Genomic DNA, 12564 nt, shown 5'->3' with positions numbered 1-12564 from the left:
AAGGTCAAGTTTAGGGTTGGGGTCGGCGGTCGGCATTTCAGACATTCAGTCAGAAACCAGGCTCCCTACCCATCGACATCCGTCGGAACGGCACCCCACCGGGAGCCGGGCCGACCCGGAAATTCGAGGCGAGAGGCCTTCGACGTGGCAGCACCGCAGAACTACCTCGCAGTCATCAAGGTCGTCGGTATCGGCGGCGGTGGTGTCAACGCCATCAACCGGATGATCGAGGTCGGTCTCAAGGGCGTCGAGTTCATCGCGATCAACACCGATGCGCAGGCCCTCCTGATGAGCGACGCCGACGTCAAGCTCGATGTGGGCCGTGAACTCACCCGGGGCCTCGGCGCCGGCGCCAACCCCGAGGTCGGCCGCAAGGCCGCCGAGGACCACCGCGAGGAGATCGAGGAGGTCCTCAAGGGGGCCGACATGGTCTTCGTGACGGCCGGCGAGGGCGGTGGTACCGGCACGGGCGGCGCGCCGGTCGTCGCCAACATCGCCCGCTCGCTCGGCGCGCTGACCATCGGCGTGGTCACCCGCCCGTTCACCTTCGAGGGCCGCCGCCGGGCGAACCAGGCGGAGGACGGCATCGCCGGCCTGCGCGAAGAGGTCGACACCCTGATCGTGATCCCCAACGACCGGCTGCTGTCCATCTCGGACCGCCAGGTCAGCGTGCTGGACGCGTTCCGCTCCGCCGACCAGGTGCTGCTCTCGGGCGTCCAGGGCATCACCGACCTGATCACCACCCCGGGTCTGATCAACCTCGACTTCGCCGACGTCAAGTCCGTGATGTCGGACGCCGGCTCGGCGCTGATGGGCATCGGTTCGGCCCGCGGGGAGGACCGCGCCAAGGCGGCCGCCGTGATGGCGATCTCCTCGCCGCTGCTGGAGGCCTCGATCGACGGCGCCCGCGGTGTCCTGCTCTCCATCTCCGGCGGCTCCGACCTCGGCCTGTTCGAGATCAACGAGTCCGCCCAGCTGGTCAGCGAGGCCGCGCACCCCGAGGCCAACATCATCTTCGGTGCGGTCATCGACGACGCGCTCGGCGACGAGGTCCGCGTCACCGTGATCGCCGCGGGCTTCGACGGCGGCCAGCCGCCGGCCATCGTCCGCGACCCGGTGGTCAAGGCCGGCCAGACGGCCCCGGCCGCGGCGCCGGCCCCCGCCCCCGAGCGTCCGGCGAGCCGGCCCTCGTACGGGAGCATCGGCTCGGTGACGGCCCGCCCGGAGGGTGAGACGGCCGGCGCGCCGCGCCCGTCCGAGGCCCCGGCCACCGCGACCGCCGCCCCGGTGCCTCCGCAGGTGCAGCCCGCGCGGCAGCCGTTCGTGGAGAGCCCCGCCGAGGAGCTCGACGTCCCGGACTTCCTTAAGTGATCGATCGCACGTCCCGCAACGGTGCTCACTTCGCCTTCACCACCCGGTGGGGCGGGGTGAGCACTTCGCCGTACGGGGAGCTGAACCTCGGCGGCGCGGTGGGGGACGACCCGGCCGCCGTCCGGGAGAACCGGGCGATCGCGGCCCGCTCGCTGGGCCTCGACCCGGCGGACGTGGTCTGGATGAACCAGGTCCACGGCGCGGAGGTCGCCGTGGTCACGGAGCGCCAGCCGGCCGGGGAGGCCCCGGTGGTGGACGCGGTGGTCACCGACCGGCCGCTGGCGCTGGCGGTGCTGACCGCCGACTGCACCCCGGTTCTGCTGGCCGACCCGGCGGCGGGCGTGGCGGGGGCGGCCCACGCGGGCCGGCCCGGGCTCGCCGCGGGCGTGGTGCCGGCGGTGGTCGCGGCCATGGTCGGGCTGGGCGCCGAGCCGGGGCGGATCACCGCCGCGATCGGGCCCGCGGTCTGCGGCCGCTGCTACGAGGTGCCGGCCGCACTGCGCGCCGAGGTCGCCGGGCTGGTGCCGGCCGCGTACGCCGAGACGTCCTGGGGCACTCCGGCCCTGGACCTGCCGGAGGGAGTGGCGGCCCAGCTGGCCGCTGCGGGAGTCACCGAGTTGGTGCGATCATCGGTCTGCACCCTCGAATCTTCCGATCACTACTCCTACCGCCGCGAGCAGCGCACGGGCCGGCTCGCGAGCTACGTCTGGTTGGGCTCTGACATCTCATGACGAACGACATCTACGGACCGTTCCCGGGCAGCCCCGAGTTCCTCGACGCCCTGACGGAGGGCCAGCGGGCCAGGTACGAGCAGCTCGGCACCAACCTCGACGTCGTCGAGCGGCGGATCTCCGACGCCTGTGCGGCGGCCGGGCGGGCGCGTGACGAGGTGAAGCTGGTCGTCGTCACCAAGACGTACCCGGCCGAGGACACCGCGCTGCTGGCCGCGCTGGGCGTCACCGACGTCGCGGAGAACCGCGACCAGGATGCCGCCCCCAAGGCGGAGCTGTGCGGAAACCTTCCGCTGGCCTGGCACTTCGTCGGCCAGCTGCAGACCAACAAGGTCCGCTCGGTGGTCCGGTACGCGAACCACGTGCACTCGGTCGACCGGCTGCGGCTGGTCGGGTCGCTCTCCGCGGCGGTGGGGGCGTCCGGGAGGCCGGAGCTGGGCTGCCTGGTGCAGGTCGCGCTGGAGAAGGAGCACGGCGAGGGCGAGGGCCGGGCCGGGGTCGCCCCGGCGGACGTCGAGGCGCTGGCCGGGGCGATCGCCGACGCGCCCGGGCTGCGGCTGGACGGTGTGATGACCGTCGCCCCGCTCGCCGGACCGCTCGCCGGAGACCCGGCCCGGGCGTTCGGGCGGCTGGCGGAAATCGCAACCGCCGTACGGGCGGCCCATCCGGCTGCCACCATGGTCTCCGCAGGAATGAGCGGCGACCTGGAGCAGGCCGTTGCCGCCGGGGCGACACACGTGCGCGTCGGAACGGCGGTACTCGGAGTGCGGTCACCCCTCGGGTAACGTCACCGGGTAGTAGATCAGACTGCAGGACAAAATAGGACAGAAACTAGCAGCTTTCCAGAGCGCTAGCCAACCGTGGATCGCAGCTCCGCGGCCCCCACCCACGACTTCTGACCGGCCGTCGGCCTGACGGGCGGTCGTGGGCGGACCGCGGAATCCGCAGGCGGGGCCGTACGGCCTGGCCGCCGGTGAGGAGCGGGTCCACCACAAGCGGAGGAGACAGGAGCATGGCCGGCGCAATGCGCAAGATGGCGGTCTACCTCGGCCTCGTGGAGGACGAGACGTACGACGGTCAGGGGTACGACCCCGACGACGACTACGACGCGGACCCCGAGCCGATCCGCACCGGGCGGACGGAGGACATTCCCCGGCCCGCCGCTCCGGCGCCCGCCCCGGTCTCCTCGATCACGCCGCAGCCCGTACCGGCCGCGGTCCCGATCCGGCAGGAGACTCCGAGGATGGCCCCAGTGTCGTCCATCACACCCGAACGCCGCCACAACCTGGAGAAGAGCGCCCCGGTGATCATGCCCAAGGTAGTGAACGAACGAGAGCCCTACCGCATCACCACGCTGCACCCGCGGACCTACAACGAGGCCCGTACCATCGGGGAACAGTTCCGTGGCGGGACGCCGGTGATCATGAATCTGACCGAGATGGACGACACCGACGCGAAGCGCCTCGTAGACTTCGCCGCTGGACTCGTCTTCGGTCTGCACGGCAGTATCGAGCGCGTGACGCAGAAGGTGTTCCTGCTGTCGCCTGCTAACGTCGATGTCACGGCGGAGGACAAGGCTCGGATCGCCGAGGGTGGGTTCTTCAACCAGAGCTGACCCGGCCACGACTTTACGTGTGGATCTGATCGACAGTGAGTTAACGACAGGCAGCAGGGCCCAAGGGCCGGGACGACAGGGGAGAGGGAAGCGCGATGGGGATCGTGTGGGCGGTGCTCTACTACGCGCTGACCGTCTTCCTGGTGTTCCTGCTTGTGCGGCTGGTGATGGACTGGGTGTTCCAGTTCGCGCGTTCGTGGCGGCCCGGCAAGGCCATGGTCCTGGTCCTGGAGGCCACGTACACTGTCACGGATCCGCCGCTCAAGCTTCTTCGGCGGTTCATCCCGCCGTTGCGTCTCGGGGGCGTGGCGCTCGACCTGTCCTTCTTCGTACTGATGATCATTGTGTATGTCCTGATCTCGCTTGTGCGGCCCTAGTCGTAGGTGAGCGATGCGACAGGATGCCGGTGTGCCGACGATCACGTTGAGGTGAAGAGATGCCATTGACCCCCGAGGACGTTCGGAACAAGCAGTTCACGACCGTCCGCCTGCGCGAAGGCTATGACGAGGACGAGGTCGATGCCTTCCTCGACGAGGTCGAGGCGGAGCTGACCCGCCTTCTCCGCGAGAACGAGGACCTGCGCGCCAAGCTGGCCGCCGCGACCCGTGCCGCCGCGCAGAACCAGGCCAACATGCGCAAGGAGCCGCCGCAGGACTCGCGTCCCGGCGCCCCCGTGCCGGCCGCCATATCCGGCCCGCCGGTCCCCGGGCAGCAGCAGGGCCCCGGTCCGCAGCAGATGGGCGGCCCCGGCGGCCCGCAGCAGATGGGCGGCCCGCAGCAGCAGCAGCAGATGGGCAACCAGCCCCTCGGCCTGCCGTCCGGCGCCCCGCAGCTCCCGGCCGGCCCCGGCGGTCCGCAGCAGATGGGCGGCCCGCAGCAGCAGATGAACCAGACCATGGGCGGCCAGCAGCAGCTGGTCCAGCCGATGGGCGGCCAGATGCTCCAGCCCATGGGCGGCCCCGGTGGCCCGCAGCAGATGGGCAACCCGATGGGCCAGGGCATGGGCCAGCAGCAGATGCAGCAGATGGGCGGCCCCATGGGCGGCCCGCAGCAGCAGATGGGCGGCCCGCTCGGCGGCCCGATGCAGCAGCAGCAGGGTCCCGGTGGCGACAGCGCCGCCCGTGTCCTGGCGCTCGCCCAGCAGACCGCCGACCAGGCGATCTCCGAGGCCCGTTCCGAGGCCAACAAGATCGTCGGCGAGGCGCGCAGCCGGGCCGAGGGTCTGGAGCGCGACGCCCGGGCCAAGGCCGACGCCCTGGAGCGGGACGCGCAGGAGAAGCACCGCGTCGCGATGGGCTCGCTGGAGTCCGCGCGTGCCACGCTGGAGCGCAAGGTCGAGGACCTGCGGGCGTTCGAGCGTGAGTACCGCACGCGTCTGAAGTCGTACCTGGAGACCCAGCTGCGCCAGCTGGAGTCGCAGGCGGACGACTCGCTCGCCCCGCCGCGCATCCCGGCCACCGCGTCGCTGCCGCCGGCCGCGTCGTCGATGGCTCCGGCCGGTGCGTCCACGATGGGCAGCGGTGCGCCGAGCTTCGGTGGCAACCAGCCGTCCTTCGGTGGCAACCAGCCGTCGTTCGGCGGGCAGAGCTCCTTCGGCGGCAACTCCGGTGCGCCGAGCTTCGGCGGGCAGGCGTCGGGCGGCAACTCCGGTGCCCCGCAGATGCAGCCGGCCGGGATGACGCAGCCGATGGCCGCCGTCCGTCCGCAGCCTCCGCAGCCGATGCAGCAGGCGCCGGCGCCGATGCGCGGGTTCCTGATCGACGAGGACGGCGACAACTGAGGTTGTAGCCGGGTATTTCGAGGGCGCCCCCTCTGTGACCTCCGGGTCACGGTGGGGGCGCCCTCGTTCGTGCGTGCGGGGCAACGGCGAAGCCGCCGCCACCCCGGGCGGGGTGGCGGCGGCTTCGGTCGTCCGGTCAGGCCTTGCGGAGCTGGAAGGCGAGGCCGAGGCCCTCGTCGGTGAAGGTCTCGGACTCCCAGTCGGCGGCACCGGCGGCGAAGTCGGTGGCCAGGACCTCCTCGGCGACCAGGGGGCCGTGCTCGGCGATGGCCTCCGCGGTCTCCTCGCCGCTGGCGCGCCAGCGCAGGACGATCCGGTCGGCGACGTCCAGGCCGGAGTTCTTCCGGGCCTCCTGGATCTGGCGGATCGCGTCGCGGGCGATGCCCAGGCGCTTGAGCTCCGGGGTGATGGCCAGGTCGAGGGCGACGGTGGCGCCGGACTCGTTGGCGACGGCCCAGCCCTCGCGCGGGGTCTCGGTGATGATCACCTCGTCGGGCGAGAGGGGGATCCGCTCGCCGTCCAGCTCCACCGAGGCGGAGCCGGTGGCCCGCAGGTCGGCGGCGAGGCGGGCGGCGTCGGCGGCGGCGACCGCCTTCGCGACGTCCTGCACGCCCTTGCCGAAGCGCTTGCCCAGCGCGCGGAAGTTGGCCTTGGCGGTGGTGTCGACCAGCGAGCCCCCGACCTCCGCCAGCGACTCCAGGGCGGAGACGTTGAGCTCCTCGGCGATCTGCGCGCGCAGGTCGGCCGGCAGCTCCTCCCAGCCCTGGGCCGCGACCAGCGCCCGGGAGAGCGGCTGACGGGTCTTCACACCGGACTCGGCGCGGGTGGCCCGGCCCAGCTCGACCAGGCGGCGGACCAGCGCCATGTGGCGGGAGAGGTCCGCGTCGATCAGCGCCTCGTCCGCCTCCGGCCAGGTGGCCAGGTGGACCGAGGCCGGGGCGTCCGGGGCGACCGGGACGACCAGGTCCTGCCAGACCTGCTCGGTGATGAACGGGGTGAGCGGGGCCATCAGGCGGGTGACCGTCTCCAGCGCCTCGTGCAGCGTGGCGAGCGCGGCGGCGTCGCCCTGCCAGAAGCGGCGGCGGCCGCGGCGGACGTACCAGTTGGAGAGGTCGTCGACGAAGCCGGAGAGCAGCTTGCCGGCGCGCTGGGTGTCGTACGCCTCGAAGGCCGCGTCGACCTCGCGGACCAGGGTGTTCAGCTCGGAGAGCACCCAGCGGTCCAGCTGCGGGCGGTCGGCCGGGGCCGGGTCGTTCGCCGAGGGGGCCCAGCCGGAGGTGCGGGCGTACAGGGCCTGGAAGGCGACGGTGTTCCAGTAGGTGAGGAGGGTCTTGCGGACCACCTCCTGGATGGTGCCGTGGCCGACCCGGCGGGCCGACCAGGGCGAGCCGCCGGCCGCCATGAACCAGCGGACCGCGTCGGCGCCGTGCTGGTCCATCAGCGGGATCGGCTGCAGGATGTTGCCCAGGTGCTTGGACATCTTGCGGCCGTCCTCGGCCAGGATGTGGCCCAGGCAGACGACGTTCTCGTAGCTGTTCCTGTCGAACACCAGCGTGCCGACGGCCATCAGCGTGTAGAACCAGCCACGGGTCTGGTCGATCGCCTCGGAGATGAACTGCGCCGGGTAGCGCTTCTCGAACAGCTCCTTGTTCTGGTACGGGTAGCCGTACTGGGCGAACGGCATCGAGCCCGAGTCGTACCAGGCGTCGATCACCTCGGGCACCCGGGTGGAGGTGCCGCCGCAGTCGCGGCAGGCGAAGGTGACGTCGTCGATGTACGGGCGGTGCGGGTCGAGGCCGCTCTGGTCGGTGCCGGTCAGCTCGGAGAGCTCGGCCAGCGAGCCGACGCAGGTGAGGTGGCCCTCCTCGCAGCGCCAGATCGGCAGCGGGGTGCCCCAGTAGCGGTTGCGGCTCAGCGCCCAGTCGATGTTGTTGTTCAGCCAGTCGCCGAAGCGGCCGTGCTTGACCGTCTCCGGGAACCAGTTGGTGGCCTCGTTCTCGCGGATCAGCGCGTCCTTGACGGCGGTGGTCCGGATGTACCAGGACGGCTGCGCGTAGTAGAGGAGCGCGGTGTGGCAGCGCCAGCAGTGCGGGTAGCTGTGCTCGTACGGGAGGTGGCGGAAGAGCAGGCCGCGCTCCTTGAGGTCCGCGACCAGGGCCTCGTCGGCCTTCTTGAAGAACTGGCCGCCGACCAGCGGGACCTCGGGGGCGAAGGTGCCGTCGGCCAGCACCGGGTTGACCACCGGCAGGCCGTACTTGCGGCAGGTCGCGAGGTCGTCGGCGCCGAAGGCGGGCGACTGGTGGACGATGCCGGTGCCGTCCTCGGTGGTGACGTAGTCGGCGTTGAGGACGTAGTGCGCGTTCTCGATCTCGACCAGGTCGAACGGGCGGCGGTAGGCCCAGCGCTCCATCTCGGCGCCGGTGAAGGACTGGCCGGTGGGCTCCCAGCCCTCGCCGAGGGCCTTGGCCAGCAGCGGCTCGGCGACGACCAGCCGCTCCTCGCCGTCGGTGGCGACCACGTAGGTCACCTCGGGGTGGACGGCGGCGGCGGTGTTGGAGACCAGGGTCCACGGGGTGGTCGTCCAGACCAGCAGCGCGGCCTGGCCGGCCAGCGGGCCGCTGGTCAGCGGGAACCGGACGAAGACCGAGGGGTCGACCACGGTCTCGTAGCCCTGGGCCAGCTCGTGGTCGGAGAGGCCGGTGCCGCAGCGCGGGCACCAGGGGGCGACGCGGTGGTCCTGGACCAGCAGGCCCTTGTCGAAGATCTGCTTGAGCGACCACCACACGGACTGGACGTAGGACGGGTCCATCGTCCGGTAGGCCTCGTCGAGGTCGACCCAGTACCCCATGCGGGTGGTGAGCTCGGTGAAGGCGTCGGTGTGGCGGGTCACCGAATCGCGGCACTTGGCGTTGAACTCGGCGATGCCGTACGCCTCGATGTCCTGCTTGCCGGAGAAGCCGAGCTCCTTTTCGACGGCCAGCTCCACCGGGAGGCCGTGACAGTCCCAGCCGGCCTTGCGGGCGACGTGGTAGCCCTTCATCGTCCGGTAGCGGGGGAAGACGTCCTTGAAGACGCGGGCCTCGATGTGGTGGGCGCCGGGCATTCCGTTGGCGGTCGGCGGGCCCTCGTAGAAGACCCACTCGGGGCGGCCCTCGGACTGTTCGAGGCTGCGCTGGAAGACCTTGTTGTCCTGCCAGAACGACAGGATCCGGTGCTCCAGGGCGGGCAGGTCGACCTGCGCGGGAACGGGGTTGTAGACCGGGGCCGCGCGCAGCGCGTCGTCGGAAGGGTGGTGGTGGGTGGCGGGTTGGGGGGTCATCGCGGGCGTCTACCTCCGGCGGATGCGTGGACTGGATCCGACGGAGGGACGAGACGGCGAGCCGCCCCGCGGTACCACCCTCCTTGGCCGCGATGCTGCCTGCGGCCCTCTTGTTTGGGCTTGCTGCCGGGTCTAGTGGGCCGCTGCGTGCTGCCTGGGCCGTTCTTCCGGCGGCTCCGGGGTGATCTTCCCGCCGTGCACGCCCCCGGGCTCACACCGTCCCCGGGTCGCTGGTGGCTGCGTACGTCGGTACTCGTCCCATCTGCGCCTTGCAGGCCCAGTGTATCGGCCGCCGCAAGTCGGTTCTTCCCGTCGCGGGGCCCGCGTTCCGCCGGTGCCCCGCCCCTGGCCCGCCGGCGTGCCGACCGCCCCTTCGACCGCCGTCCGACCGTTCTGCGGCCGGTGCCGGAGCGGCTCGTCAGGGTGGTCGGCGAGGTGGTTAGGAGGGGGTGATCTGGGCACAACACTGGTCAGCGCGCGGGGCGGGGCGGCTGTGGCGGCTGCCTGGGTGGGATCATGGCGAGGTGCCGGTATGTCATGTTGTGACCGGTTTTGATGGGGATTATCGTTCCGGCACTGGAGGCCGCCGGGAACCGGCGGCTCAATTCGTTCGTAAATGGGGTCGAAGCCATGGCTGAGAAGGCAACCGGCGCGGGTACCGCCACCAAGCGGGCACGCAAGGCCGTGGCAGGCGAACCAGGGGAGGGGACCGTGACCACTACCGCACGGCACAAGACCAGCAACGACACCACGCTCGTGGCCCCCGGCCGCACCCGCACCCCGGCCGCCGCCGCGGCCCGCGGCGGCGGTGCGGAATCGGTGGACCCGGCCGAGCTTCCGGTCCGCCCGGGCGAGGACCCGTGGACCTCCGAGGAGGTCCACGAGCTGCACGCCGAGCTGATCGGCGAACTGGAGCGGCTGCAGAACGAGATCGACGCCGCCGAGGCCGCCATCACCGGTCTGATGCGTGACTCCAACGACGGAGCCGGCGACGACCAGGTGGACGCCGGTACGAAGAACATCTCGCGGGAGAGCGAGCTGGCCCTCGCCAACAACGCGCGGGACAGCCTCGCCCAGACCGAGCACGCCCTGGTCAGGCTGGAGGGCGTCGGCTTCGGCATCTGCGAGTCCTGCGGCCAGGCCGTCGGAAAGGCCCGCCTCCAGGCCTTCCCCCGGGCGACGCTCTGCGTCCAGTGCAAGGCCAAGCAGGAACGCCGCTGACCGGGACGACGCGGGGGGTCGGGCTTGCCGTACGCTCGACCCCGTAACGTCGCCCGACCGGCCCGTCCCGGCGACCAGCGGCCCACTCTCCCCCCGCCCTCGACCGGGGGGACTCCCATCGGCAGCGGAGCGGATCATCAGTACGCAAGGTTCCCCCCAGACGCGGGACGAAGCCGTCCCCATCCCCGCGGAAGCCGTGGAGGAGGCCGTGGCCGAGCCCGGTGAGGTGACCGCCACCCCGGCGGAGCAGGAGACGCCCAGGGGCCGGCGCCGGATCGGCGTCCTGATGACCGTCGCGCTCGTCGCCTTCCTGATCGACCTGGGCACCAAGCTGCTGGTCGTCGCCAGGCTGGAGAACCACGCGGCGATCAAGGTGGTCGGCGACGTGGTGACCTTCCAGGTGATCCGCAACTCCGGGGCCGCCTTCGGCATGGGGCAGGCGCTGACCATCGTCTTCACGGTGATCGCCGCCTCCGTCATCGTGGTGATCTGGCGGATCGCCCGCCGGCTGTACAGCCTCCCGTGGGCGATCGCGCTCGGGCTGCTGCTCGGCGGCGCCCTGGGCAACCTCACCGACCGGCTGTTCCGTGCGCCGAGCGCCTTCCGCGGCCACGTGGTGGACTTCATCTCCGTCCAGCACTTCGCGGTCTTCAACCTCGCCGACTCGGCGATCGTCTGCGGCGGCATCCTCGTCGTCCTGCTCTCCTTCCGCGGCAGCAACCCGGACGGCACCGTCCACCAGCAGCCGGAGAAGAGCGGGAAGGCCGGCGGCCGGGGCGAGTAGGCCCGGCCGGGGGGAGTGCGGGCCGGGCCGCAGGGGCGAGGGGCGGCGTCCGCGTCCGGCATACTCGTACGGGTGAGTACCGCAGCGCAGATCCGCAGCCTCCCCGTTCCCGACGGCCTGGAGGGCGAGCGCCTCGACGCCGCCCTCGCCCGGATGTTCGGCTTCTCCCGGACGAAGGCCGCCGAACTGGCCGCCGACGGCAAGGTGACGCTCGACGGCGCCGTGGCCGGCAAGTCGGACCGGGTGACCGCCGGCTCCTGGCTGGAGGTCGAGATCCCCGCCCCCGCCGCGCCCGTGCAGATCGTCGCCGAGCACGTCGAGGGCATGCGCATCGTCCACGACGACGAGGACATCGTGCTCGTCGACAAGCCGGTCGGCGTCGCCGCGCACCCCAGCCCCGGCTGGACCGGCCCCACCGTGATCGGCGGCCTGGCCGCGGCCGGCTACCGCATCTCCACCTCGGGCGCCGCCGAGCGCCAGGGCATCGTGCACCGCCTCGACGTCGGCACCTCCGGCCTGATGGTGGTGGCGAAGTCGGAGCGCGCGTACACCGACCTCAAGCGGCAGTTCCACGACCGGGTGACCGAGAAGAAGTACCACACCCTCGTGCAGGGCCACCCGGACCCGATGAGCGGCACCGTCGACGCGCCGATCGGGCGCCACCCCAGCTCGGACTGGAAGTGGGCGGTCACCCGCGACGGCAAGGCGTCCGTCACCCACTACGACCTGATCGAGGCCTACCGGGCCGCCTCGCTGCTGGACATCAAGCTGGAGACCGGGCGCACCCACCAGATCCGGGTCCACATGTCCGCGCTGCGCCACCCCTGCGTGGGCGACCTCACCTACGGCGCCGACCCGACGCTGGCCAAGCGGCTCGGCCTGACCCGGCAGTGGCTGCACGCGGTCTCGCTGGGCTTCGAGCACCCGTCGGACGGCGAGTGGGTGCAGTTCGCCAGCGAGTACCCGGCGGACCTGCGCAAGGCGCTCGACATCATCGCTTCCGAGAGCTGAGAGAACCGGGGACGGGGGAGGAGCAGGATGGGCACGGTCATCAGGGTGGCCGAGGGCGAGGCGGACCTCGCGCTGGTGCACGGCGTCCGGCGCGAGGTGTTCATCGTCGAGCAGGGGATCGCCGAGGAGGAGGAGTGGGACGACCTCGACCCGACCTCGGAGCACCTGCTGGCGGTCGGACCGGCGGGTGAGCCGCTCGGCACCGCCCGGCTGATCCACGGCGAGCAGGCGCTGAAGCTGACCGGCGGGATCGCGGGGCGGGTACTGCTCGGGCGGCTCGCGGTCGTGAAGGCGGCGCGCGGGACGGGGCTGGGCGCCGACCTGGTGCGGGCGGTCGAGGCGGCCGGCCGGGACCGCGGTGCGCGCGAGGTCGAGCTCCACGCGCAGGTGCAGGCACTCGGGTTCTACGAGCGGCTCGGGTACGCGGCGGAGGGGCCGGTCTACGACGACGCGGGGATCCCGCACCGGACGATGACGCGGCTTCTCTAGGACTCCGGACGGTCCGCGCGGACGGTCGGCCGGTGCTCCGGACGCGGGCCGTCCGGGGATTCCCGGCGTCGACGGTCGGGAGCGGATGATGGGTGACGGCGGTGGGGGGGGGTTGGGGGGGCAACCCCCGTGGCCGGCCCGGGGCGGGGGGGGCCGCCCCCGCCCCGCCCGGCCGCAACACGGGGGGGGGGGGGGGGCGGCCGGCCCCGCCCCCCGCGGCCGGTGACAGACCGCGGTGGTATC

General features: G+C 72.2%; 11 protein-coding genes. 10 read left to right on the top strand and 1 reads right to left on the bottom strand.

Annotated elements, in window-relative coordinates; translation table 11 throughout:
* Nucleotides 1-144 precede the first annotated feature (144 nt).
* From ftsZ to ACFC1F_RS06275, 6 genes are all read left to right on the top strand, one after another.
* Nucleotides 145-1371 carry a cell division protein FtsZ gene (gene ftsZ, locus ACFC1F_RS06300; protein ID WP_209411953.1) on the top strand — a complete coding sequence of 409 codons (1227 nt, stop codon included), beginning with the start codon at nt 145-147 and terminating at the stop codon, nt 1369-1371.
* On the top strand, nt 1368-2102 hold the full coding sequence (gene pgeF, locus ACFC1F_RS06295; protein ID WP_376156047.1) for a peptidoglycan editing factor PgeF: 735 nt from the start codon (nt 1368-1370) through the stop codon (nt 2100-2102). The genes ftsZ and pgeF overlap by 4 nt, the downstream gene beginning before the upstream one ends.
* Nucleotides 2099-2887, top strand: a complete 789-nt coding sequence (locus tag ACFC1F_RS06290) for a YggS family pyridoxal phosphate-dependent enzyme (RefSeq protein ID WP_376156045.1) — start codon at nt 2099-2101, stop codon at nt 2885-2887. The genes pgeF and ACFC1F_RS06290 overlap by 4 nt, the downstream gene beginning before the upstream one ends.
* A 227-nt stretch (nt 2888-3114) precedes the next feature.
* Nucleotides 3115-3717: a cell division protein SepF gene (locus ACFC1F_RS06285; protein ID WP_350544118.1), complete on the top strand. Its 603-nt coding sequence runs from the start codon at nt 3115-3117 to the stop codon at nt 3715-3717.
* Nucleotides 3718-3812: 95 nt separating this feature from the next.
* Nucleotides 3813-4094 (top strand): YggT family protein, encoded by a 282-nt coding sequence (locus tag ACFC1F_RS06280; RefSeq protein WP_148645520.1) that lies wholly within the window; start codon nt 3813-3815, stop codon nt 4092-4094.
* A 59-nt stretch (nt 4095-4153) separates the two neighbouring features.
* On the top strand, nt 4154-5497 hold the full coding sequence (locus ACFC1F_RS06275) for a DivIVA domain-containing protein (protein WP_209411957.1): 1344 nt from the start codon (nt 4154-4156) through the stop codon (nt 5495-5497).
* A gap of 136 nt (nt 5498-5633) precedes the next feature.
* On the opposite strand, the gene ileS is transcribed toward ACFC1F_RS06275, so the two are convergent.
* A complete protein-coding gene (gene ileS, locus ACFC1F_RS06270; RefSeq protein ID WP_376156042.1) occupies nt 5634-8816 on the bottom strand; it encodes an isoleucine--tRNA ligase in 3183 nt (1060 codons plus the stop codon).
* 711 nt (nt 8817-9527) lie between these two features.
* Between ileS and ACFC1F_RS06265 the strand changes: the two genes are divergently transcribed.
* From ACFC1F_RS06265 to ACFC1F_RS06250, 4 genes are all read left to right on the top strand, one after another.
* Complete coding sequence (locus ACFC1F_RS06265) at nt 9528-10037, top strand: TraR/DksA family transcriptional regulator (RefSeq protein WP_307853072.1); 510 nt, start codon at nt 9528-9530, stop codon at nt 10035-10037.
* A 136-nt stretch (nt 10038-10173) separates the two neighbouring features.
* On the top strand, nt 10174-10821 hold the full coding sequence (lspA, locus tag ACFC1F_RS06260) for a signal peptidase II (protein ID WP_376156121.1): 648 nt from the start codon (nt 10174-10176) through the stop codon (nt 10819-10821).
* A gap of 72 nt (nt 10822-10893) precedes the next feature.
* On the top strand, nt 10894-11832 hold the full coding sequence (locus ACFC1F_RS06255; RefSeq protein WP_209411961.1) for an RluA family pseudouridine synthase: 939 nt from the start codon (nt 10894-10896) through the stop codon (nt 11830-11832).
* Between the two features lie 27 nt (nt 11833-11859).
* Nucleotides 11860-12321 (top strand): GNAT family N-acetyltransferase, encoded by a 462-nt coding sequence (locus ACFC1F_RS06250; protein ID WP_376156040.1) that lies wholly within the window; start codon nt 11860-11862, stop codon nt 12319-12321.
* Nucleotides 12322-12564 lie beyond the last annotated feature (243 nt).

It is taken from the genome of Kitasatospora sp. NPDC056181 (genome assembly GCF_042266225.1).
Lineage (GTDB): Bacteria > Actinomycetota > Actinomycetes > Streptomycetales > Streptomycetaceae > Kitasatospora.
Note: the sequence above shows the minus strand (reverse complement) of the source record. Positions and strands in the feature narration are given on the sequence as shown.

Coding starts and splice junctions, on each gene's coding strand:
- ileS (WP_376156042.1), bottom strand. CDS start 8,816: ATGACCCCCCAACCCGCCACCCACCACCACCCTTCCGACGACGCGCTG.
- ACFC1F_RS06280 (WP_148645520.1), top strand. CDS start 3,813: ATGGGGATCGTGTGGGCGGTGCTCTACTACGCGCTGACCGTCTTCCTG.
- ACFC1F_RS06290 (WP_376156045.1), top strand. CDS start 2,099: ATGACGAACGACATCTACGGACCGTTCCCGGGCAGCCCCGAGTTCCTC.
- ACFC1F_RS06275 (WP_209411957.1), top strand. CDS start 4,154: ATGCCATTGACCCCCGAGGACGTTCGGAACAAGCAGTTCACGACCGTC.
- ACFC1F_RS06250 (WP_376156040.1), top strand. CDS start 11,860: ATGGGCACGGTCATCAGGGTGGCCGAGGGCGAGGCGGACCTCGCGCTG.
- ACFC1F_RS06285 (WP_350544118.1), top strand. CDS start 3,115: ATGGCCGGCGCAATGCGCAAGATGGCGGTCTACCTCGGCCTCGTGGAG.